Here is a 22,350-nt window from a genome sequence, read left to right as displayed (position 1 = left end):
TTTTAAAAAACCCTACGCATTAATTATCAACTCTCACATACTAACATAATAACCATTGCACATGTAAACTACTACCTTAAATACAATACGAAGAAGCAATACCTCCTTTGTTGAAGTATCGCCTCCATTCATACTCTGAATCCCTCATAGCAACTATGCATAAGCAGCATAAAAACTCCCATTACATTCATAGTTGCATCCGCCTGTTTCACCCGCAATAGAACAGTTAAATTACTTATCTCTCTCTCTTGCAGGAATGGTGATAAGGAATACCATTTACATTTTATTTTCCCTGTTTTTCAACTAAAAAGGTAATAAGTACAAACAATAGGAAAGCTAGTAAAAGTAAGCTGCCACCTACGATAAAGAACACCATTACAAAGGTTTCATTTAGATTAAATGGATTCAGGTTGTACATCCACATTCCTAAAGTCAATCCTACAGCACCTAGCATTCCTAATATACTGTGAATAGCAACAAGTCTTTTGAATTTAATTGTATATACCTTATAAAAAATCCCCCAAGCAAAGACAGATAGCCACCCTACTAATAGAATATGTGCATGGATGGGTCTCATTGAATAATCCATACTACCTGACATTTGGGACCCAATAAATGTTCCAATGATTCCGAATATCGCTGCAAATCGAATGAGTCTTAAACTCCAAGTTTGTTCCATCTTCTTATTCCTCCACTTAGTCTTTATTTGGAAATGAAATGGTGAAGGTCGTTCCCTCGCCGACCTTGCTTTCAACCTTCATTTCTCCTTCATGCAAGTCAATAATTTGTTTAACAATCGATAAGCCTAGCCCCGTACCTTCACTTTTTCTAGAAGAATCAACACGATAAAAACGATCGAATATTTGGGTAAGGGCTTCCTGAGGCACACCGATTCCGGAATCTTTCACGATAATCGTAATACATTCCTCACTTTTGGATAAGCTTATCCAAATACTCCCACCATGAGCATTATACTTTATTGCATTCGTTATCAAGTTGTCCCACACGTTGCTCATCAGTTCGGCATCAACTTTCATCCGAATCGGTAATAGTTTATAAGAAACCTCTATTTCCTTTTCCTGTAGTCTCCATTGATACCTGCGGATTGTTTGTTTCACTTGTTCGTCAATTTGTACCTCCGTCATCACCTTTGGATATGCTTTCTGATCAAGGGAAGTTAATAATAATAGCTGCTTGGTCAAATTGGAGAGTCGCTTTGCTTCATGGTCTATAACCTGTAGATACTCTTTTATTTCATGTTCCTTTACTGTTTGTGATAATAAAAGCTCAGCATACCCCTGAATATTCATTAGGGGGGATTGAAAATCATGTGACACATTATTGATAAATGATTTTCGAGCTTCGTCATTGTGCAGCAACTGCTTTTGCATATTGTTAAAGCTTTCTGATAATTGCCCAAGCTCATCATTGCGTTCAATCTTTATCGGATAAAGAAAGTTCTCACGGGTAATTTCTCTAGTAGCTTCTGTTAACTTTGTAATCGGCTGGATGAGGTGCTTTGCAAACAGAATGACCCCGCTAATGCTAACAACTGTAACCGCTATAAAGAACCATGCTAAAATCATATGAATATCAGAAAAGAGCAATTTATTATTGGGACGTAGGAATAAACCATATTCCTCTCCATCCATAGTGAAGGGCACACCTACCGTATTTTTGACATCATTTGAGAAATGTCCCATCATTAAAAACTTATTAGAAAAGTGGCTCATTCCATGGTAGATTTCTTTTTCTAAGACTACTTTCTTCGCTTCTTCAGGAAGTTCTGTCTTTGTAAAAGGTTTACCAAAATAAGCATCTTCCCCTGATTCGTTTACCACATATAGTTGATACCCGAGATTTCCTATCGATTCTAAGAAAGGCTCTAACGAAGAATGGTCCGAATGCATATTCTCGAGGTTTAATGTAATTGTTTGCGCAATCTCGACATTTTGCTGATCCATCTTCTGTTTCGTTGTAGACATGTAAATAAAATTGGCTACTATCATCCCAATCGTCACACTTACGATTAAAATGAATAGTGTTGCAACAATAAATTTTTGATATAACGTTCTCATTTCGTTACCTCAAGCTTATAGCCAATCCCTCGAACTGTATGAATTTCCACCGTTGCATCATATTTTTTCAAACGATCTCTTATTCGATTAATATGAGTGTTAAGCGTTTGTTCTCCGCCTTCATAATCTACTCCCCATACTTGTTCAACTAAAAAAGTTCTAGGAATAATCTTATTCGCACGTGAGGCTAATAAACTTAACAATTCAAATTCCTTTAATGGCGGTAGAACTGTATCTTGATTTATGATTAATTCAAAATTTTTCCGATCAATCGTTAGATTTCCTACCTTTATGACCGTTTCCATGGCACGTTCAACGCGCCGTAACACGACGGCAACACGAAATAATAGTTCCTTAACCTCAAATGGTTTCACGATATAATCGTCTGAACCAGCTAAGAAGCCTTGTTCTTTATCCCCAATTTGCCCTTTGGCAGTTAGCAGGATAACAGGTAAATCATAGTCAGTTGATAAGATTTTAGTCAATTCAAAGCCATCCATTCCTGGCATCATGACGTCGACAATTGCTAAATCAACTGCTTTTTCTTCTAATATATCCAGGGCTTCTTCAGCATGATTCGCTCTATATACTTGATAGCCTTCACGGCCTAAGTGGATAGATACAAGCTGTTGAATATAAACATCATCATCTACTACTAGAATCTTCATTGTAGAAACCTCCTAAAAGGGAGGATACAAAGCAAGTCACTTGTATCCTTTATTACTGTCCATTATGGGAGACTTGCTTGTCCTTTTCAAATAACAAAATCAAAGCTGGTAATAACATTCCACGTACGAGGAATGTATCGATTAAGATTCCAATCGACACGATGAATCCAAATACAAATAAATCAGCAATTGGCATCGTTGTGAGCGCCGCAAAAGTAGCAGCTAAAATAATACCCGCAGAAGAAATAACTCCTCCTGTATTACGGATCGCAACTTCAAGGGCATCTTTAACGCGATCATTCCTTCTCTCCTCAATGAATCGTGAGGCAAGAATAATATTATAATCGATACCAAGTGCCACAAGGAAAATAAAAGCATACACTGGAACTCGAGTACTTAATGCATCATAGCCAAACAATGTATCGACAAGGAATATACCAAGTCCCAAAGCTGATACATAGGAAAGTAAAATGGTTGCCATCATATATATTGACATTTTTGTTGAACGAGTTAGGACAAATAAGAGAACAAATATGAGAATTGTTTCAAGTATGACGATTGTAAAGAGATCCTTCGTATTGACATCTCGTTCATCTACTAGCTTTGCAGTCACGCCGCTATAGTATGCTTCTCCTGAAATGGAAATGTCCTTCAATAGATTCGGAGTATCTTCACGCAATTCTTTCATCATATCTATAGATTCTGTAGAATATGGATCCTCTGATAACACAACACTTAGTTTTAATACATTAGATTCTTCCGACTGTGCAGTCAATCGTACAGACGCAATTTCATCATATTCCTCTAGTTTATCTGTAAAAGCTGACACTTTTTCTGGAACGATTGCTTCATCACTCTCAATTACTAATGTTGTCGGTGCTAGCTCCCCTTTGTCATATCTTGTTTCTACAATTTCATAACCTACTCGCGAAGGTAGATTCTCTGGGAACTTTTTGACGGAATCAAATTCAAAATCAAGGTTAACTATATTAAATGCAGTAATGAGAAGGAATACACCAACAATGCCACCAGATAAACCTGGTTTATTCACAACAAATTTAGCAAATGGCCCCCAAATTCCGTGTTTAATTTCTTTTTCTTGGCCATACTGTGGAATTTTAGGCCAAAATGCTTTTCGTCCAAAGAGTGTAAATAAAGCTGGAACCAATGTAATCGAAGCTAACATAATAAAGAACATGGCAAGCCCAAAAACAGGAGCAAAGTTTTGGTAGTCACGAAAATTGGCAAAGAATAAAATTAGCATTGCTGCTAATACCGTTCCTCCAGCGAAAAATACAGGTTCCCCGGTTGCACGCATTGCAAGCTTCATAGCTTCATATTTATTTTCTACTTTATTTAACTCCTCACGGTAACGAGAGAATACAAACAGTGAGTAGTCTATCACTGCAGCAAAAAGTAGAATACTCATAATTGAGGTTGTGGAGTTATTAATTTCTAACCCGCCCGATCCTAGTAATGCAATGCTTTGATTCACGACCTGATAAACAATCACTGTTGCTAATAAAGGTATAAACGCAAGTAAAGGTGAGCGGTAAATGGCAATAAGTAATACTAAAATAATCCCTATCGTTGCAAGTAATAACACCACGTCTGCTTGCTCAAATAACTTAAGCGTGTCCCCAGCGATTCCTGCTGGACCAGTGATATAAAAAGACATATTGTCAAACTTGTCCGCAATCTTATTGCCTATCTCTGAAGCTTTATCGTTTATTTTGGCAAATTCACTATTACCAAGGTCCTGTTCTAATTCCATCGGCACAATCATCGTTGTACGATCGTCAGAGATAAAGCCCGTTAACGCTTGAGGTGGAAGTGAGCTTATATTAACAATGGCCTCAATTCCCTTAATATCCTCTGCTACGATTCCTTCTATTATTTGTGTAACCTCATCGGTACGAATGTCTCCATTTTCATTATGGAATACAAGGATACCTGGTGTCCCTTGCTCATTTGGAAATAGCTCTTCTGTTTTCTTTTCAGCTATTATCGATTGTGCTTCATCAGGAAGCGATTGGAAATTACTCACTTTATAATCACCAAGCCTTGGTCCCGCACTTAATCCGACCATCAGGACTAGCCAAGCAATAATCGTAATCCACATCCCCCGTTTACTTGAAACCCAATCTGTAATGGGATATAACAGTTTTCTCAAAATGTAAACCTCCTATCATGCTTTCGAATGTAATCTTACTAAATTAATATAAATTTAATCTCAACTTTTGTTTACATTTTGAAAAACTGATTTTTCGTATATAGAATACATCTCTTAAAACGAACATCATATCGATAAAACACTTAACTTCTAACTCACATGCAAATCTAGCTTTTCCACTTCTAATTTCTTCGTATCCACATGAAGTGGTCCACATATCTGAACAAGGTGTTAATTCAACGATTTGTAACGAACATTCTAGAACAATCACACAACTTACAAATCTTCCTTTTGAAAGCAATATGATATTCCCCTACAACACTATCTGTAACAGGAATTAGATAAGTCTTTTCATACTAATCTTTCATGTAAAAAGAAAATGCGACACCTCTCTTTGAAGTATCGCTGCATATTGTAAGGATATGTTTTTAGATTTAATGTTAATAGAACACGGTACTTTTTCTATCAATCAACCAATTCAACAAAAAGAGTATTAATTTGAGCTGGATACGATTCTCTAATGGTGCCATCAAATCCTACTTTCACCTTGTCCCCTACTTGGAAAACTTCATCACTATTCACTGAAAGGTCAACAAACACATCACCTTCAGGATTCCCCTCAAATACTTTCGCAGAAACAATTGCACCATCACCATTAATTTCCTTGATTGTTCCGATAAAACTGGAACTTTCCGTTTTGTTTTCATTGTTTTTATCTTCACTGCTGTTTGGTGAAGTAGCGCACCCGACAATGGTTAATAAAAAAATGAATGCTAATGCCTTAAATATTATTTTCACACCTCATAATTCCTCCGTTAATATGTTTAAAGGAAACTCTTGCTTAAAAACGAACATTGGACTTTTACACATCTTAAAGTGTTGTTCAATCCATCTTCACTATTATTATAACAACCCCATTCGTATAGTACATAGGAAATCATTAAAACATGGAGATATAAACCCAACTGAACGATTTTCCACTCAGGAAATAAAAATTTTGCAACCTCTTTCATATTCCATCTCATTGTATGTACACACCTACAATTCCTACCGAACAATTGACCTTAACGAAAACAGGCAAACTATCCGCGCGTCAAATGGGAGTGGCTAAGGAACCGATCACTCTTAGACTAAAATTCAATAAGAAATACGATACCCCTTTGTTGAAGTATCGTATCCGTTTGTTTATGTATAATGGTTTTACAAAGTTATTTCATTACGACATTATCAGGTACATCTTTCATTTATCGAGCTGAGCTATCATTTGCCTTGTTTCTTTTCATACCATTTTAGTATGAAATTACCGACTATACCTACCCATAGAAAAATCAAAAACCAACTATAATATCTATCAAAAAATTCACTGCCAATCTCAAAAAATGCTAATGTGTATGCAACTCCACCGGTAACAATTAACGTCTGGAACAACCAATTTAACTTCTGCATCATTTTCTACCTTCTCTCATATTAAACAAACTGTGTCATTTAGTTTTAAAAATACTATCAATCTACTATCTTTTCATGACCTTTATATATAATAGCTTAAGATTATCTTCCGTACGAACATTGTGAATTTTTTTGAAACTAATCTAAGTTCCGAAACGTAAGTAGAGTATAGATAGAAAGGGGCACCCATATGTTAAATTTAATTATTATCATGGGCATTATCTGCATGATTATCTCAGGAATTTTCATCGGAGCTTGGACGAATGGACAACAACAAAGAGCTAATTTTCATTCTGAAACAATAGATCATCGCAATTCCAGAACAAAAATAGCTGTATTCTCTGGTTTGATAGGACTTCTTTCTTTCGGTGTTGCTGGATTCATCTACTTTTTATAAACAAATGGACCGTATTCCGGTCTGTTTTTTTACGATAAAAAACGTTATGGCTTATGTTTATCTCCCCATTCACACAACTGTTCCAATATCGGTAATAGCGTTTCAGCCTTTTGTGTAAGACTGTACTCCACTTTAGGAGGTATTTGAGGATACTCCTCCCGTCTCACCATCCCATCCGCTTCCAACTCTTTCAGCTGTGAACTTAATGTCTTATAGGTAATTGCACCTATTTTTCTTTTCATCTCATTGAAACGAACGGTTTCATTTTCTGCAAGGAGGTAAAGGATCAGCATCTTCCATTTGCCTCCAATCACTGACATCGTATACCCAAACGGTGTTTCTTTAATATTCCCCGCTTCTTCGAAATTCGCCATACTCATCTTTAACACTATCCTTTCAGGTAGTAGCTATCAAAAAAGTGCGTTCTATTTTTTTCAATTTGTTCATTTTATAATGACCTTACATTCAAATAAGGGAGAGATACACATGACAAAAATTAAAACGTTTCATCACAATCTATGGGACCACGGCATTTCACAAGGCTACAGCGTCGACAACACGATTTACATTTCCGGGCAATTTTCTTACAATCAAGAAGGTCAGTTCACCGGCACAGATGATATCGAAGCACAAACTCGCTTAACGTTTGAAAACCTCGACCGCATTCTTAAGGAATTTAATGTTACAAAAAATAACCTTGCGTATGTAGAACTTTATTTAACAAAGCCGGAAGCTCATTTTGACACAGTTATTAACATGTACAAGGAATACATAGGTACACACCGGCCTGCTGGCAGTCTCATAGGTGTAACGTACTTAGCATTCCCAGAGCAACTAATTGAAATTTCAGCTGTGGCACATACAGATTAAGGAACTACAGCGTAGCTTTTAACCTATTTATCTTTAAAATTATGTAATAGACAAATCTGTATTGATATTTTTTTTATTAATGAAATATCAATACAGATATTATAAAGCATTCGTCATCCCTACACTATGATTATGGAAAACGTACTTGCATCACTTGATTCTTAATCATGACGTGTTCCTCATACAGACGTCTAAACTCCGTTTCCTTTATTATAACTATCTTCATTCAATAATCGACGAAAAAGTATTTTAGATTGTAAAATTACTCGTTTGTAAAAGTCTATAGATGTAACAAAAAATCACTTCTATGTTAAACAAAAGAAGTGATTTTAACTCTATAATATTTCAAATTTACATAGTTCGTTTCGTTTTTATGACAAATTGTTCAAGTTAGATTACTAGGTTAAGCCTTACAAATGACTTCTTTTAAAAGCTCTCTATTTTTCTCTTTAAATTTCTCGTTATGTGACGATACCATTGCGTATTGGTCTGCTTCTGGGTCGATATACAACTTAGCGTTATTAACCGCAAGCACTGCATCTTGGAATGTTCCGACTAATAAACCAACTTTATCATCATATGAAATGATATCGCCAGCACCAAAAATTCCTGGTACCGATGTTTTACATTGACCTTGACTTACTAAATAATAGTTATCCTTGCGTTGTGGTTCGATATCATTAGCGAATGTTAATGACACCTCACGATTATAGCCATGACAAATGATAACTTCATCAACCTGTATCGAATAAGTCTCCCCGTTTCTGGAGATGATCACTTGTTCAATCGCTGTTTTCTTATCATTTGCTATTAAGGAGTCAATTTCTGCTTGAAGCAATATTTGAACGCCATGTTCTTTAAGCATCTCTACTTGTGATTCATGTGCTGTTAATTGCTCCTTACGATAAATCACTATAACCTCTGCCGCCACTGATAAAAGCTCGACTGCCCAATCAATCGCTCCATTTCCTCCACCAGATACAAGGACTTTTTTGTTACGGAAACGTTCCAATCCTAAAATGGTGTAATGTAAGTTCGTCATTTCATATTTTTCCGCGCCCTCAATTTCAAGCTTAATCGGATTTAAAATCCCTCCACCTACAGCAACAATAATCGTTTTAGAATAATGAACGTCCCCTGATTTCGTTGATATTTCAAAAATGTCACCATTTTTCGTAATTTGCTCCACTTTCGTATGTAAACAAATGGTTGGTAAAAAAGTGTTCGCTTGATTGATTAAATTTTCAATAAATTGTTGTGCTTGCATCGGTGGAAGCCCGCCAACATCCCACAATACCTTCTCAGGATATGTATTCACCTTGCCACCTAAGTTCGGTTGCACTTCGATTATTTTCGTCTTCATATTTCGTAAACCACTATAAAAAGCACTATATAAACCAGCAGGACCGCCACCAATTATTGTTACATCAAATAAATCCATTGTCATCTCCCCTTATACCAACCAATTTGTACAGTGAAAATAATTCTCAACTATTATCATTATAATGATAATGATAATTGATATCAATCATTATTTGATTAATGTTATTATTCAGAATAAATGACAATTAATAAAAAACATAACAGATTAAAAGCAAAAAGAGACCGTCTTTTGACAGTCCTATTACCTAAAGTCCCTATCCTACACCTCACCCAAATAGCTCCTCGTTAGATTCGGAATAATGATCGTACCGTTGTTGCTATACCTTTCAAATAGTTCCTTCAATGCATTTATAAATGGATTATACTCCTTGTCATTCTTCTTTGGCGCAAACGACGCAGATAAATACCTTCCCAAAAATCCATCTAAATGAAAAGGCAAGTCATTGCGAAAGGTTTTCACCTCAAACCCAGCATTAAAGAATTGATGAAAAGGAAGCGGATTTTCATGCATACCACCGCTAAACCCTGTAAAACTCGGACAATACTTCTTACAAATAGCAGCACTTTCTTTATTTAAAATACTTGATTCATCGCGGATATTCCATACAAGTGCAACTTTTGCATCATGCTTCAAAATCCGTTGGCACTCCACTCTAAACTTATCAATGTCGAACCAATGAAACGCCTGTGCGACAGTTACGAAATCGACACTGTGATCGTGTAAAGTTGTCTCTTCAGCTGTAGCTTTAACCGAAGTAAAACGGGAACAAGACTTTAACGATTGCTCCGCTGCTGCTCTCATATCATCATTAGGTTCCACTCCGATAACAGTAAAACACCTTTCAAGAAGCTGTTTGCTTAAAATCCCAGTACCTGACCCAATATCGGCGATAATACAATCGTCATTTATGTCAGCTTTAGAAACGAGATAGTCAATATAGTCAGAAGGATAAGTTTGTCGATATTTTGCATATAGTTCGGCTTTGTTTGTGAAAGTATTTGTTGATTTCATTAGATTGACTACTCCTTTTGTACAAGCCATTCTTTAAAATTCCAGCATGAAAAAATAGTAAGGAAAAATCTATTATTTATATACATTTGGAGAATAAATAATAATCATGACATAGCAGGTTAACCTAATAATAGTCATTTTTAAAAAAATATTGGAGGAAAATGATTTGAAAACACCTTCAAAAAACATAGTGAAAATGTTCATTATTATGTTACTACTAATTCTCGTCATACCTATGTTCCACCTCCCTGTTAAAGCTAGCCAACCATTTAAACCAGAGGATATTGATAAATATGTTACTACTTACATAAAACGTAACGGACTACCTGGTGCATCGATTGTCGTCGTAAAAGATGGTCATGTAGAGTACGCGAAAGGATATGGTCATGATTCTAACGGTAAACCGATAACCGAAACATCATTCATGCGAATTGGTTCCACATCTAAATCATTTACAGCCTTTGCCGTTTTACAACTCGTTGATGAAGGGAAAATCCAACTCGATGAGCCAGTTATTACCTATTTACCAGATGTCAAACTTGATGATTCAAGGTGGAAAGATGTTACAATACGCCAATTAATGAGTCACACGTCAGGTATTCCAAATCCGATTATTGTGCCACCCGCGAGCGATTTAAAAGCAGGAGTAGAACGTATTCATAATTGGAAGCTGCAATCGAAACCAGGAGAGAAATACTATTATAGCAATGCAAATTACTGGCTCTTAGCATACTTGGTGGAGGAAGTAAGCGGAATGGACTTCGCTTTGTATATGAAACAAAAGATATTCTCTCCATTAGGAATGGAGCATTCACTTACAACTGTAAACTCTACTGATGTTGTAAAAGGATTACCAAAAGGATATGTAACAGCATATGGATCGGCAATCCCTTGGACAGAACTTGAGGCAATGAATATGGGGGCTGGAAGTATCATCTCAACAGCATCTGATATGGGAAAATGGCTTGCTATGCATACGAATCATGGTAAAACGAGTTCAGGACATCAGCTATTATCGAAAGAATTATTGGAGGAATCTTATACTCCGCAACCAGGTAGCAAAAATTATGGCCTTGGTTGGTCGTTAAGCTCAGCAAATATCGACCCAACACGAATTTCTCATAGTGGAGCAGTATCAACGTATCAATCTCAACAAGATATAGTTCCAAGCAATGGGTATGCGGTTGCAGTTTTACTAAATAGCTTTACACCTACGTTTGAACACGCCTATGAAATTAGTTCAAGTATTATCCAATTGACTGAGGGCCAGCAACCTGAAACAAAAGCACCAACAGCTAAAATTATCGATTTGTCACTAGGTGTCTTCACATTAATTTACTTACTACTAGGAGTGAGGGGAGTTTTACGAGCGAAAAAATGGTCGGATAAACGGAAGCATCGTCCTACGTGGCGCTTTATCCTACGATTACTTCCACAATTCATTCCAACATTCTTAATCGGATGGCTGTTTTTCATTGTCCCAACATTACAAAACAATAGTTCAACAACACTTGATGCATTTGGCCTTTACCCAGCTGCGATGTTTTTCTTAGCGATTGTTTTCCTTATTGGAATTGTTCTTACACTGCTGAGAATCTTTTATCGAATCACATGAATGAAAGCTTGAAAAAGTTAGAGAAATGAGACCCAATTGTGGGGCACAATTAAGCAATTGGGGGGCACAATTAAGCAATTGGGGGGCAGTTTCTTATATAGATTCGAATAAAAGTCAGCCTAAGAATCGCCATAGCAACTGTACTGTATTTATTCATTTACTTATCGGTTTCTAAATTATTTCAAACTTGAAGCTGTTCTTCAATTTGTTCATTTCCGATGCCGAAATATGTAACCTTTTTCTCAGGAATGGATATACGATAGGATACAATTCCAGACGCTGCAATTTCTTTTAAAAAATCTAAAAATGGGAGAGCGATATTAGAGATTGATTCAAGTGCCTTATTTCTATTAAATGTATCTGAAATTACTAGGCTTATTTGAGAATCCGTCTTAAACTCCGAATGGACTCCTTTATACGTGGCTTGCCCTGAAGCAACCTCAATTTCGTATTCATTTATGCCTATTAGCGATAATTCTTCTAAGAATTGCTGGAAGCTTATCTTACCATTGCTTCTTCTGCAAATAATCTCTTGGAACTCAACTTCTGTTAGTTTGTCATTCACGAATATTCCTCCTCATTGAGTAATGTCTTCATTCATTCCTTCATCATTCTAACCCCCGATTCACTTCTTATTCTTTTGAAGTAAGTGCGTAGGAATGAGAGTCTTACCTCTTCAGCATTTCTTGGAGCAGTTTCGCAATTAAATCCTAAAAAGGGCACAATTTTTTCATGAATTGTGCCCCTTTTGCTCAATAAAAAATACTCAGGGTTAAATGAAACGAATAGACCCTTTTATCAGCAATTTATTAAATAAATCCACCATTAGCGCGAATTGTCTGTCCCGTTACCCACTGAGACTCTTCACTCGCAAGAAAAAGGACAACAGACGCAATATCTTCGACTTCCGCAAGACGTCCGAATGCGTTCATTGCGATAAGTGTTTCAATTTGTTCTTGCGTTTTCCCAACTGCGAAAAGCTCAGTATTGACAGGACCAGGTGCCACAGTATTTATCGTAATCCCTTTCTTTCCAAACTCCTTCGCCAATTGACGAGAAAACTGTTCAACCGCACCTTTGGAACCAGCGTACAAACTGTAGGATGAGAACATCTGTCCGGCCACAGAAGTGGAAAAGTTGATGATGCGGCCGTTCGCACTTAAATGTTTGGCTGCTAGTTGACAGGAAAAATACGTCCCTTTCACATTAATCGCGAACAACTTGTCATAATCGCTTTCCGTCATCTCAATAATCGGTTTAGTTATAATGATTCCGGCGTTATTTACTACAATATCAAGTTTTCCAAAGGTCTTAAGTGTTTCTAAATATAGTCGCTCTAATTCGCTTAACCGACTGATATCGGCTTGAATCGCTACAGCATCTCCCCCGGCTTTTTTAATGCCGTGAACAACTGCTTCGGCCTGATCCGAGCTACTTACAAAATTTACGATTACTTTTGCTCCGTGCTGCGCGAATTCTTCGGCTATCCTTCTGCCAATTCCTCTGGATGCTCCCGTGATTAAAGCGACTTTGCCGGCAAGCTTCGTTTCCATTCCTGTCATCACTCCTTTTAAGTATTTCATAACGTTAGAAGGGCAACGTTCATGCGAACGGGTAATCCATTATTACGATTCCTTCCACTATTGGGCTAATCCGCTTCAAAAAGGTCTGATGCTGTGGATGCTGGATATAATCCCGGCAAGCTTGCTGATCCGCAAATGTTATTCGAATGCCTATTGTATAACCGTGTTTGTGCTCCATTTCCTCGGTGATGTTAATCCCAGCACTAATGTCTACAATTCCCTGAATCGTTTCCTTAAACGTATAGGTGTACTTCACCACTTCTTCTTGTTCGTCGATTGTAACACTTGGTTTTAATTTCAATAGTACGATATGTTCAAACATCTTTCTTACCTCCTCGATTCATTTATGTGAGTTATTTAGCGGTTTGGATTTGCTTCAGACGAGATTGCTCCTTCATCCACTTCACGAAGTTCTCCGCTACAAGATCCAAGTATTGACGGGTTGGTTCGTCTGTCAGCTCACCCTTCTCATTAAATTTTTCATGTACAAGACCTACGTATACTTCATTTCCCGGCAGTAGTGGTGACGAAATACCTGACGCAAAAAGGATATCACGCAGATGACCCTGAGCTTTCACCGTACCTAGTAAGCCCATAGATGCACCTACAATCCATGAAGGTTTCCCGACCATGACTTTATCAACACGGGATAACCAATCAATCGCATTCGCCATCACACCTGGAATCGTCGAATTATACTCTGGAGTTACCCATAATACCGCATCTGCGGCTGCAACCTTCTTTTTTAAGTCAATAACCGATTGCGGTGGGGAATTCTCAATATCCTGATCATAAAAAGGAATTTCCCGAATGCTCAAAACCTCCATCTGAAATAGATGCTTGAAACGGTTTTGGATATAGTGGGCCAACTTCAAGTTGTATGATTCCTTACGAATACTACCGACAATAGCTACTACCTTCATTTTTATCACCTCTAATTTTATTGTGCGAATCAACATGAACCAGTTTTAGTCACCGATCCAGTCTCTTCCATTCTTGCTTTCATCCTGAAGGATGGCATAAACTAGTGTATATGGACTTGACAAATCTAGGAAGAGTTCATGTTATCCTAGGATTAGGAATCCTACATTCAGCATTCGAAGGGAGTTATAGCTTAGATGTCGATACAGCTGGACCGTTACGAGGAATTAGCCCGTTTTTTGCGTACATGTCGAGAAAGAATTACCCCAAAGGAAGTCGGTTTGCCGGAATCCGGACGCAGACGCACACCCGGACTTCGCCGCAGTGAGGTTGCACTGCTTGCAGATGTCGGATTAGATTGGTATACGTATTTAGAACAAGGTCGAAACATCAATGTATCCGTTGATGTTCTTGAGCGTATAGCCAATACGCTCAGACTCAATGAATCAGAACGTAAATATTTATTTATTCTTGCACGGAAACTATTCCCCATTACAGAAACCAAAGAATCACCTCAGGTTAGTCAGGAGCTTCAACGTTTTTTGGATAGCCAAAACACTTCCCCAGCGAATGTCATGGATGTACGCATGAATATCATTGCCTGGAATACCGCTTACTGCGCATTGAACGGCGACCTTTCAGCCATGACGGAACAGGAGAAAAATCTTGTTTGGATGACCTTTACCTCCCCCCGGTTTCGCTATCTCAAGGGCGATCAATGGGAGTTACATGCACGCAGGATCGTAGCTACTTTCCACGCAGGATATGCGAGTCATGTTGATGACCCTTGGTGGTCTGAGCAGTTCGATGCACTATGCCAAGCAAGCCATGAATTCCGGAAATTTTGGGAATCTCATGAGGTCCTCGATGCCATTGATGCGCCAAAAGCACTTCATTGTCCGAATCTCGGGCTATTAAATTTTGATCTTGTGTCGTTTCAATATGTGGAGAATCCAAGTTTGAAGGTGTCCATCCACGTCCCCCATCAGGATGGCACGGTGGCAAAAATGGAGCGGTTGATAAGTGATTACAAACAAGAACATTCGAGGGTATTTGTTACTTCTACTTAAATAACATAATCAAAGAACTACATTTAAATAAAAAGCTGAAGATTGACAATTCTTCAGCTTTTAACCATGTTTACAATTAATTAAGTAATATTTATACCTAATTTTTGTTTTTATTGTTTTGCTAATAGGACATGAACGTCGCTCTAACACGAATCGATACACTTACTATTAAAAGTAAATGGATGTTTCTCCACCGTATTAACTCATTAATTCCTCACAACAGGAATCCACATTTCGCCATAAACGGATCCATCTTTCTGTCCCATTACAACAGCTGCATTTGGGCCACCAACATAGGCTACATCCGTTACTACTGTCAGTACTTCTCCAAAAGCAATACCAGTAAGCTTGTTACTCAACTCTTCATCTGAATCTGCTTCCCCTTCCACAACGATGTACTCTCCCTTAGGAAATTGAATTAGTCTCGTTGCTTCTGGCAAGGATTCCTCTGTCATCACTCCAGCGTAATGCATCATTTTGTTATTTACTGCTTCGTTTACGATAAAAATGTAGTCATTTGTTGCGATAGATGTTAATTTATCTAGTGTTCCATCTTGATTGATTGCTTGCCAAAAGTCGGCTTTTTCCTTATTAATCCCAGCATAGTCTGTGTAATCACTCTTAAGCTCAATTCCAATACCTAACACTGTAAAGCTGTCCTTCTCTTCTAAACGATAATTTGCCATTTTAAATTCCTCCTTTTTAAATGAAACAAAATGTTTTGTTTTCTTCTTGCTAGCTTTATAATAGCATTAAATCATGTCAAAAAATGACACTGTTTAGGTGGTCCAAATGAAAAAAGTTGAACGAATTAATACGATGATGCGGTATATTAACAATCGCTCCTACTTTACCATTTCTGAAATCATGCGTGAATTTAACATCTCACGTTCGACTGCGATTCGGGATATTCGAGAAATTGAAGCAATGGGGATGCCGCTTGAAGCGGAAGTTGGAAGAGATGGTGGCTATTCTGTCATGAACAACTCTATCCTGCCTTCAATTAACTTTACCGATAATGAAGTAAAAGCCCTTTTTATCGCCTTTATGGCCTCAAGAAATCTTCAACTTCCCTATTTAAAAAGTCGGCAGTCCTTAGCTGAAAAGTTACTTGGCCTCATCCCAGAAAACCAACAAGAGACTTTAGTTTTATTAAATCAAATCTTACTTTTCGAAGGAACTAATCCAAATAATCCTGAATTACTTGATCTGTCAGACCTCCCACACCCGATGTTAGAAAAGCTCATCCAACTCATTCTTTTGGATAACCATTTAGTAATAACCGTCAAAGAAGGAGAGGAAATAAAGTCTTATCCCACTTTTCTCTTACATCTTTATCGCGAGAAAAACGTCTGGAAAATTGAGGGCTTTCACTTAGAGGAAGAAAATAGGATGACAGTTTCTGTTGACCACCTCACTGATGTAGAACCATACATCACGAAAAAAAGAGTAACGCAAAAAAAGGTTTTAGAAAAACTACGTAAGCAGGAACAACAAATCAATCTCGTCATCGAACTTGGTCCAAAGGCGATTGCGCAGTATAAAAAATACCATCCATCTAACTATACAATTTCCTATACGAATCCTTATCAAGCCACAGCCATTCTAAAGACTTTTATCAACCTTAATATGCCCGAAGAATTGACGGATATCACAAGTTGGCTGTTATTCCTTGGAGACGATATCACGTATAAAGAAGTTCCAACGGAGGTCTTAGAAAGTTTACGAGAGAGACTATCTTTATTTTGCAATAAGCAATAATAAGTCAAACGTCCAGCAACTTTAGGTTTGCCTAATTCCTAGTTATGATTACTTTCGAACCTAAATGCTGCCACTGCTTATTGAGACCCCCCTCTTGATTTCACGACTAAAGTTTTGTATCTGATTAGAGCTTATTTTATTACATCTGTACAATCAAACCTATCTGTTCCTTTTAGAGAGTACTAACGTAATTTTAAGATTGTGAGCATTCCTGTAAAGATGTTCTCCTTTCAACTAATAGACCTTTACAAAATCAAAAAAAGGCGATCAACTAGTGACCGCCCTGCCCTCAAATATTCACTTTATAATTCAGTGCCAATTCATCCCCAGGCAATCCCCTAATTCCCCAATTATGTTTCGGTGTTTCAAATATCGTAATCTCAACATCTTGAGAGGATATTCCTAATTCTGTATCTATTCGCTCAAATAGGAGTTTTAGTAACTTTTTTTTCGCTTCTACCGTTCTGCCTTCAAACATACTAATTTCAATAACAGTATACGCTTCAGTTCTCCCACTCGGAAAATAGAAATCTTCCTTCTCCAGCGGAAAGAAACGCTGAAATTTCTTATCCGTAGGAAACTGAAGTGCATCCACCATACATGAATGAATCACAGCGGACAACGTTTCCTTCATTGGATTTAATCTGTCCTTTACACCATAAATTTTAATTTGCCCCACGCTCATCTCACCTTTCTCTTCTAAACTCGGCTGACCATACACACTATTCTATATGGGATTTAAAAATACCTTCTTAATAAGAATATATCTATCGCAGGAAAAATTCCACCCATTTTTTACAATTATGTAATTTTTTACACATCACCAACCTTCGCAATTAAACCTGTAAGCAACCCCAGCCATATACCATTTTGAGAAAATCAATATACGGATGCAATTATATCGGACGAACAATACCTTTGTTAATGCCAGAATTCACACTACCATATGTCGCACTTATTTCTCTTTCTTTATTTATTGCTGTTTGCCACCTTGTTATTGCAAGATTTGTGAAAAAAGCAAAATGTTGCTCTGAATGGTTATGTAAATCTTTTATATATTTATCGAACGTTTCATAGTTACTTATATATTTTAGATAGGTTTCAAAAAATACAGAATCATCAAAATACGTATCAACGATAAAACAATACATTGAATGTTCTGGAAAGAGGTATTCTTTTATCTTTTTTATTAAGTGAAATTGTTTTTCATCTAATTGAAACCATTCAATCGACAAAACTTTTCTCTTTTCTGGACTGTTTTTATCATATTTGAGTTCTCTCGTAAACTTGGACATATATTTACCTGAAAGTACGACCAAGATATCTGAAATTCGAAGTCCAACATGCTCTGTGGAATTCTGATCATTTTTAATAGATGAAATTTGCAAATTTTTAAATGGTTCTACCGGTATTCCTTGGTCAAGAATCAGTTCTGTAGAACTCTTATTATATTTATTTGCAAAGAACATTTCAGTCAACCATAAATCAACATCGAAAGAAACCTTTTCCCAATCAAAAGAAACTTTATCAAATGGACGATCTCGAACAAAATGCTTAGTGTTTCTAATTGTTTGAATAATCTTCTTATATTCTAATAATTGGAGTTCCATTCTTCGAATATGCTTGTGTTTATGAACGAAAGCTGTCATGTCTTTTTGAATTTCCGTTAGAACCTCTTTATTGCTTTTCGTTAAGTCGAAAATCGTTTTAACGACCTCACTACTTGCTTCAATTTCTAAATATTTTACTAGTGAGTATTTTAAAAGCCAAGCAGAATCGATAAGCCTTTTTTCCTCTAAATTGAGTATCCAACTTCTTAATCTTTTATCAGCTACTAGAGACATCTTATTGATTGAAAATAGTAGATTCTCAACTTTAGTTTCAAGCAGCAAGTCAAACAATGAATGGAACAAATGTAATTCATTGTCTTTAAGACTTGCAATACCAAATTCAAAGTTATCCTTTATGATATCCATACCTTTCAATTCCCTCTGGCTAGAAAATCTTCTCGATGACTTATAAGTTTCTTCTATTAAAACAAATCTCTTTTCTACTTCGTGAAGATGCGCTTCATTCACCTTAATTAAATCAGCAACATAAACATTCATCCTGTCGCTTCCCAACTTGATTTTCATCTCTTCATCATAGGGAGCTGTAATTCTAATCGTTTCTTGCGGCCCTTTTTCATCGATATATATGTAATCCATCTCTCTATCCTTTCATCAAAAAAATTGTCGTTTTCTACTAGCCAATCATACATCAGCTACTTAAATGAACGAATTGCTATTACCCTAAAGGATTGAATTGATAAAATATCAAATTCCTATTAACTTAATCATATATGATTGCTACAGATTTTCACTTCATTTTGTTCAGACGGTGACAATGTGCTGTTTATAACCCTTTGTTAAAGTATCGCTACACTTTAAGTGAATTTTGCTCGTGTAATAGTTTCACAAATTTAAATTAACTTCATGCTCACCTCCTTTTTCACTATCACCACAATTGAAGGTCATAGCAATTTCATTTTACTAGTAAACTATGGAGTTCATTGTATAAAGTATCCATTTCCTCTTTAGTACCGATAGAGATGCGCAGCTTATCGTAAAGACGAGTATCTTTAAAATAACGGACGTATATATTCCTCTCCATCAGTTTCTCATACAATTCCTGAGCTCCGTTTTCTCCCATTTGAGGAGGTGGTGTACATAAGATGAAATTGGTTTGGGAAGGTATGACGTCGAATCCTAATCTACGGAGGTCTGCAGAGAATGCACCACGGGTACGTCGCACTGCAGCCGTGGTGTTCTTCATGTACTCTTGATCTTGCAAAGCCGCCAATGCTAGTTTCTGGCTGATTATGTTAACATTGTAAAGACCTTTCCCCTTCTCTAACGCGTTAATCAACTTTTCATTAGAAAAACAGTAACCCACACGTGCCCCGCACAGAGAGTAAGCTTTAGAAAAAGTCCTAACAACCACCAAATTTTCATAGCATTCTATCAACGGGATTGCAGACAAGCTGGATTCTGCAAAATCTATATAGGCTTCGTCGACAATAACAAGTCCCGGAAAGTTCTGGACAAGCCGTTCTACATCTGAAAAAGGCAGTAGCCTTCCAGTTGGCGCATTTGGATTTACGAGTACGATTACCTGTGCTCCACTTTCAACTAGCATGTCTACATCTACTGAAAAATCCTCTCGAGTCGGAATCCTTACACATTCTACTTGATGAATAGACGCTATGCTATGATAGAGCGAGAAGGATGGGTCCGGAATCGCGATACGTGAATATGATTCTACAAACACTGTGAATATAATAGAGATAATTTCACTCGAACCGTTTCCACAAAATGTATGTTTCTTGTCTACACCGTACTGTTGTGCCAATGCTTCACGAAGCTCATCACATCGAGCATCAGGATAGAGTCGTAGTGCTTCCTCGTCAATTGTACGTAGCACATTAAGTACGTTTTGTGATGGAGGATACGGATTTTCATTCAGATTTAGTTTTATTACATTACTTCCTCCGGGTGGTTGGGCTCCCGATGCATAAGGCTTCAATCGTTGGATATGTGGTAGTATAAAGTTCATTTTATCTCTCCTTTATAGCTATTAATTTATGAAACTGTCCATATTTGAGGTACCCAGTCTTTATGGTCAGTGAACATGATGATATGATAAGCATAATTGGAATTTGTCATTCTTAAAATGGTCAGTTTTGTACTTTTATCAATGTCAGTTTGGATAAAATAAGAGGAGGAATGGCGATGATTGAACTTACACCAAGACTCGATGAGACATTAGAAGAAGCTTTGTATATGCAGTTATACCACTATATCCGTGGCGAAATAGTGGCGGGTCGTATTCCAACGAACAACCGACTACCTTCTATCCGAAGACTATCCGCCCATCTCGGTGTGAGCAGAACACCAGTAGCGCTGGCATACGACCAGCTGCTTGCTGAGGGGTATATCATAAGTAAACCCCGAAGTGGATTCTATACAGCTGATGTAGAAACATTCTCCATTTCACCACCAACTACATACTTAAAGGATCAGTCCAACGTACCGCCTTCAATACCACGATCATATCACTCATCCCAAGAAGATCTGGCCCTTTACGATTTTGGCTACGGCAGCGTCGATTTGGACAGTTTCCCACTTACAAAATGGCGGAAATTGATGAATCGGTGCTTACTGCCAGAAAACAGTCGTCTCCTGCTGTATGGTGACTTGCAAGGGGATCCTGAGCTACGTGAGGAAATCGCTACATATTTACATCAAATCCGTGGTGTACGATGTTCATCAGAGCAAATCATCATCGGCGCCGGTACCTATCATTCACTAGACCTACTTTTTCAGTTGCTCAAGAGAGATGTATCCTGCATGGCAGTGGAGAAATCCGTCAACAATGGAGTGAAAGCGTTGTTAGAACAGTTCCGTTTCGACCTACATCCTCTTCATTTAGAAAGTGACGGAATCCGAATTGAGGAAGTATACAATAGTAAAGCACAAGCTGTTTATGTAACACCTTCTCACCAATTTCCATTCGGTATGACCTTATCGGTTAACAAACGGATTAAATTATTGAACTGGGCAAAGGAACACAATGCCTACATCATTGAAAATGACTATGACGGAGAATTTCGTTACAACGGTAGGCCTATTCCGTCGCTGCAAAGCCTTGACAATGATGAACGGGTTGTTTATGTTGGTACATTTTCCAAAGTGTTGACTCCTTCGTTCAGAATCAGTTATCTCGTGCTCCCCCATACTCTACTGGAGCAGTTTCGGTTAGGAAGGCATAGTTATGATCAACTAGCCTCACCGATTTTCCAAAAAACGTTACAGTTATTCATGCAGTCAGGCGATTTTGAACGGCACATGCGCAAAATGCGAAGCTTATATCATAAAAAACATGACATACTGTTACAGGCCATTCGACACGTTTTTCAAGACATCAACATCGATATAATTGGCACTGGCTCGGGTCTACATATTTTGCTCAGGGTAAGAAACGGTATGAACGAAACACAGCTCGTCCAAACTGCAAAGCAAAAGGGCGTTATCGTTTATCCGACTTCTATTTATACGTTGAAACAGGAATTAACTGCCACTCCTACGGTTTTGCTCGGCTTTGGAGGGTTATCCGAGATGGACATTCGTACGGGTATTGAATTACTCAATAAGGCATGGAGTGCTGAATAAAATTGAGTAAAATAAGATTTATTTCGTCCTCTGGTGTTACTTTATAAAAAAGGTTGGAATAATTTGATAGTTAAATCCTTGATAATAGAATAATAAAGAGCGTGTCCTTAATTTACAATTGATTAAAACATGCTCTTAATTTATCCAATATAACCCTAAATTT

Annotated in this window: 23 protein-coding genes; 6 read left to right on the top strand and 17 right to left on the bottom strand. The window is 37.4% G+C overall.

Features of this window, described 5'->3' with window-relative positions; all coding sequences use genetic code 11:
• Window positions 1-283: 283 nt before the first annotated feature.
• The 6 genes from J2S19_RS02080 to J2S19_RS02055 form a co-directional block, all read right to left on the bottom strand.
• The gene (locus tag J2S19_RS02080; RefSeq protein WP_307336442.1) at window positions 284-679 is read right to left on the bottom strand and encodes a hypothetical protein; all 396 of its coding nucleotides are present in this window, start codon (window positions 677-679) and stop codon (window positions 284-286) included.
• 16 nt (window positions 680-695) lie between these two features.
• Window positions 696-2,078, bottom strand: coding sequence for a sensor histidine kinase (locus J2S19_RS02075; protein WP_307336439.1), 1,383 nt, complete (start codon window positions 2,076-2,078; stop codon window positions 696-698).
• The gene (locus tag J2S19_RS02070) at window positions 2,075-2,746 is read right to left on the bottom strand and encodes a response regulator transcription factor (protein WP_307336436.1); all 672 of its coding nucleotides are present in this window, start codon (window positions 2,744-2,746) and stop codon (window positions 2,075-2,077) included. Before J2S19_RS02070 ends, J2S19_RS02075 begins: the two co-directional genes overlap by 4 nt.
• 52 nt (window positions 2,747-2,798) lie before the next feature.
• The gene (locus tag J2S19_RS02065; protein WP_307336433.1) at window positions 2,799-4,919 is read right to left on the bottom strand and encodes an MMPL family transporter; all 2,121 of its coding nucleotides are present in this window, start codon (window positions 4,917-4,919) and stop codon (window positions 2,799-2,801) included.
• Window positions 4,920-5,384: 465 nt separating this feature from the next.
• The gene (locus J2S19_RS02060) at window positions 5,385-5,717 is read right to left on the bottom strand and encodes a DUF3221 domain-containing protein (protein WP_307336430.1); all 333 of its coding nucleotides are present in this window, start codon (window positions 5,715-5,717) and stop codon (window positions 5,385-5,387) included.
• 462 nt (window positions 5,718-6,179) lie between these two features.
• Window positions 6,180-6,368 (bottom strand): hypothetical protein, encoded by a 189-nt coding sequence (locus tag J2S19_RS02055; protein WP_307336427.1) that lies wholly within the window; start codon window positions 6,366-6,368, stop codon window positions 6,180-6,182.
• Between the two features lie 187 nt (window positions 6,369-6,555).
• Here J2S19_RS02055 and J2S19_RS02050 point away from each other — a divergent pair, with 187 nt between their 5' ends.
• Window positions 6,556-6,762, top strand: coding sequence for a DUF5316 family protein (locus J2S19_RS02050; RefSeq protein ID WP_307336424.1), 207 nt, complete (start codon window positions 6,556-6,558; stop codon window positions 6,760-6,762).
• A gap of 44 nt (window positions 6,763-6,806) precedes the next feature.
• On the opposite strand, the gene J2S19_RS02045 is transcribed toward J2S19_RS02050, so the two are convergent.
• Complete coding sequence (locus tag J2S19_RS02045) at window positions 6,807-7,142, bottom strand: winged helix-turn-helix transcriptional regulator (protein ID WP_307336420.1); 336 nt, start codon at window positions 7,140-7,142, stop codon at window positions 6,807-6,809.
• Window positions 7,143-7,248: 106 nt separating this feature from the next.
• On the opposite strand from J2S19_RS02045, the gene J2S19_RS02040 reads away from it, so the two are divergent.
• Window positions 7,249-7,632 carry a RidA family protein gene (locus J2S19_RS02040; RefSeq protein ID WP_307336417.1) on the top strand — a complete coding sequence of 128 codons (384 nt, stop codon included), beginning with the start codon at window positions 7,249-7,251 and terminating at the stop codon, window positions 7,630-7,632.
• A gap of 403 nt (window positions 7,633-8,035) precedes the next feature.
• Here the strand turns inward: J2S19_RS02040 and J2S19_RS02035 are convergent, their stop codons facing one another.
• Both J2S19_RS02035 and J2S19_RS02030 read right to left on the bottom strand, forming a co-directional pair.
• Window positions 8,036-9,073, bottom strand: coding sequence for an NAD(P)/FAD-dependent oxidoreductase (locus J2S19_RS02035; RefSeq protein WP_307336413.1), 1,038 nt, complete (start codon window positions 9,071-9,073; stop codon window positions 8,036-8,038).
• A 201-nt stretch (window positions 9,074-9,274) separates the two neighbouring features.
• On the bottom strand, window positions 9,275-10,027 hold the full coding sequence (locus J2S19_RS02030; RefSeq protein ID WP_307336410.1) for a class I SAM-dependent methyltransferase: 753 nt from the start codon (window positions 10,025-10,027) through the stop codon (window positions 9,275-9,277).
• A gap of 166 nt (window positions 10,028-10,193) precedes the next feature.
• Here J2S19_RS02030 and J2S19_RS02025 point away from each other — a divergent pair, with 166 nt between their 5' ends.
• Window positions 10,194-11,642: a serine hydrolase domain-containing protein gene (locus J2S19_RS02025; RefSeq protein WP_307336407.1), complete on the top strand. Its 1,449-nt coding sequence runs from the start codon at window positions 10,194-10,196 to the stop codon at window positions 11,640-11,642.
• 181 nt (window positions 11,643-11,823) lie between these two features.
• Here J2S19_RS02025 and J2S19_RS02020 read toward each other — a convergent pair whose 3' ends face one another.
• The 4 genes from J2S19_RS02020 to J2S19_RS02005 all read right to left on the bottom strand — a co-directional run bounded on the left by J2S19_RS02020 (window position 11,824) and on the right by J2S19_RS02005 (window position 14,148).
• Window positions 11,824-12,207 (bottom strand): DUF1398 family protein, encoded by a 384-nt coding sequence (locus tag J2S19_RS02020; protein ID WP_307336404.1) that lies wholly within the window; start codon window positions 12,205-12,207, stop codon window positions 11,824-11,826.
• 244 nt (window positions 12,208-12,451) lie between these two features.
• Window positions 12,452-13,195 carry an SDR family oxidoreductase gene (locus J2S19_RS02015; RefSeq protein ID WP_307336401.1) on the bottom strand — a complete coding sequence of 248 codons (744 nt, stop codon included), beginning with the start codon at window positions 13,193-13,195 and terminating at the stop codon, window positions 12,452-12,454.
• Window positions 13,196-13,244: 49 nt separating this feature from the next.
• Window positions 13,245-13,547 (bottom strand): Dabb family protein, encoded by a 303-nt coding sequence (locus tag J2S19_RS02010; RefSeq protein ID WP_307336398.1) that lies wholly within the window; start codon window positions 13,545-13,547, stop codon window positions 13,245-13,247.
• Window positions 13,548-13,578: 31 nt separating this feature from the next.
• Window positions 13,579-14,148, bottom strand: a complete 570-nt coding sequence (locus tag J2S19_RS02005) for an NADPH-dependent FMN reductase (protein WP_307336592.1) — start codon at window positions 14,146-14,148, stop codon at window positions 13,579-13,581.
• A gap of 195 nt (window positions 14,149-14,343) precedes the next feature.
• On the opposite strand from J2S19_RS02005, the gene J2S19_RS02000 reads away from it, so the two are divergent.
• Window positions 14,344-15,216, top strand: coding sequence for a helix-turn-helix transcriptional regulator (locus J2S19_RS02000; RefSeq protein ID WP_307336396.1), 873 nt, complete (start codon window positions 14,344-14,346; stop codon window positions 15,214-15,216).
• A gap of 206 nt (window positions 15,217-15,422) precedes the next feature.
• On the opposite strand, the gene J2S19_RS01995 is transcribed toward J2S19_RS02000, so the two are convergent.
• Window positions 15,423-15,902, bottom strand: a complete 480-nt coding sequence (locus J2S19_RS01995; RefSeq protein ID WP_307336393.1) for a GyrI-like domain-containing protein — start codon at window positions 15,900-15,902, stop codon at window positions 15,423-15,425.
• 106 nt (window positions 15,903-16,008) lie between these two features.
• Between J2S19_RS01995 and J2S19_RS01990 the strand changes: the two genes are divergently transcribed.
• Window positions 16,009-16,977: a helix-turn-helix transcriptional regulator gene (locus J2S19_RS01990; RefSeq protein ID WP_307336390.1), complete on the top strand. Its 969-nt coding sequence runs from the start codon at window positions 16,009-16,011 to the stop codon at window positions 16,975-16,977.
• 289 nt (window positions 16,978-17,266) lie between these two features.
• Here the strand turns inward: J2S19_RS01990 and J2S19_RS01985 are convergent, their stop codons facing one another.
• From J2S19_RS01985 to hisC, 3 genes are all read right to left on the bottom strand, one after another.
• Window positions 17,267-17,656 (bottom strand): tautomerase family protein, encoded by a 390-nt coding sequence (locus J2S19_RS01985; RefSeq protein ID WP_307336387.1) that lies wholly within the window; start codon window positions 17,654-17,656, stop codon window positions 17,267-17,269.
• 217 nt (window positions 17,657-17,873) lie between these two features.
• Entirely contained in the window at window positions 17,874-19,184 is a 1,311-nt protein-coding gene (locus J2S19_RS01980) for a hypothetical protein (RefSeq protein WP_307336385.1), read from the bottom strand.
• A gap of 316 nt (window positions 19,185-19,500) precedes the next feature.
• The gene (hisC, locus tag J2S19_RS01975) at window positions 19,501-20,571 is read right to left on the bottom strand and encodes a histidinol-phosphate transaminase (RefSeq protein ID WP_307336382.1); all 1,071 of its coding nucleotides are present in this window, start codon (window positions 20,569-20,571) and stop codon (window positions 19,501-19,503) included.
• Between the two features lie 170 nt (window positions 20,572-20,741).
• On the opposite strand from hisC, the gene pdxR reads away from it, so the two are divergent.
• Window positions 20,742-22,187, top strand: a complete 1,446-nt coding sequence (gene pdxR / locus J2S19_RS01970; RefSeq protein WP_307336378.1) for a MocR-like pyridoxine biosynthesis transcription factor PdxR — start codon at window positions 20,742-20,744, stop codon at window positions 22,185-22,187.
• The last annotated feature ends 163 nt before the right edge of the window (window positions 22,188-22,350 follow it).

The sequence above is a fragment of the Metabacillus malikii genome, from assembly GCF_030813355.1.
In the GTDB taxonomy this organism is placed as follows: Bacteria; Bacillota; Bacilli; order Bacillales; family Bacillaceae; genus Metabacillus; species Metabacillus malikii.
The sequence above is the reverse complement of the archived record's forward strand: the minus strand, read 5'-3'. Positions and strand labels throughout refer to the sequence as shown.

Coding starts and splice junctions, on each gene's coding strand:
- J2S19_RS02080 (WP_307336442.1), bottom strand. CDS start 679: ATGGAACAAACTTGGAGTTTAAGACTCATTCGATTTGCAGCGATATTC.
- J2S19_RS02075 (WP_307336439.1), bottom strand. CDS start 2,078: ATGAGAACGTTATATCAAAAATTTATTGTTGCAACACTATTCATTTTA.
- J2S19_RS02070 (WP_307336436.1), bottom strand. CDS start 2,746: ATGAAGATTCTAGTAGTAGATGATGATGTTTATATTCAACAGCTTGTA.
- J2S19_RS02055 (WP_307336427.1), bottom strand. CDS start 6,368: ATGATGCAGAAGTTAAATTGGTTGTTCCAGACGTTAATTGTTACCGGT.
- J2S19_RS02050 (WP_307336424.1), top strand. CDS start 6,556: ATGTTAAATTTAATTATTATCATGGGCATTATCTGCATGATTATCTCA.
- J2S19_RS02045 (WP_307336420.1), bottom strand. CDS start 7,142: ATGAGTATGGCGAATTTCGAAGAAGCGGGGAATATTAAAGAAACACCG.
- J2S19_RS02040 (WP_307336417.1), top strand. CDS start 7,249: ATGACAAAAATTAAAACGTTTCATCACAATCTATGGGACCACGGCATT.
- J2S19_RS02035 (WP_307336413.1), bottom strand. CDS start 9,073: ATGGATTTATTTGATGTAACAATAATTGGTGGCGGTCCTGCTGGTTTA.
- J2S19_RS02030 (WP_307336410.1), bottom strand. CDS start 10,027: ATGAAATCAACAAATACTTTCACAAACAAAGCCGAACTATATGCAAAA.
- J2S19_RS02015 (WP_307336401.1), bottom strand. CDS start 13,195: ATGGAAACGAAGCTTGCCGGCAAAGTCGCTTTAATCACGGGAGCATCC.
- J2S19_RS02010 (WP_307336398.1), bottom strand. CDS start 13,547: ATGTTTGAACATATCGTACTATTGAAATTAAAACCAAGTGTTACAATC.
- J2S19_RS02005 (WP_307336592.1), bottom strand. CDS start 14,148: ATGAAGGTAGTAGCTATTGTCGGTAGTATTCGTAAGGAATCATACAAC.
- J2S19_RS02000 (WP_307336396.1), top strand. CDS start 14,344: ATGTCGATACAGCTGGACCGTTACGAGGAATTAGCCCGTTTTTTGCGT.
- J2S19_RS01995 (WP_307336393.1), bottom strand. CDS start 15,902: ATGGCAAATTATCGTTTAGAAGAGAAGGACAGCTTTACAGTGTTAGGT.
- J2S19_RS01990 (WP_307336390.1), top strand. CDS start 16,009: ATGAAAAAAGTTGAACGAATTAATACGATGATGCGGTATATTAACAAT.
- J2S19_RS01980 (WP_307336385.1), bottom strand. CDS start 19,184: ATGGATTACATATATATCGATGAAAAAGGGCCGCAAGAAACGATTAGA.
- hisC (WP_307336382.1), bottom strand. CDS start 20,571: ATGAACTTTATACTACCACATATCCAACGATTGAAGCCTTATGCATCG.
- pdxR (WP_307336378.1), top strand. CDS start 20,742: ATGGCGATGATTGAACTTACACCAAGACTCGATGAGACATTAGAAGAA.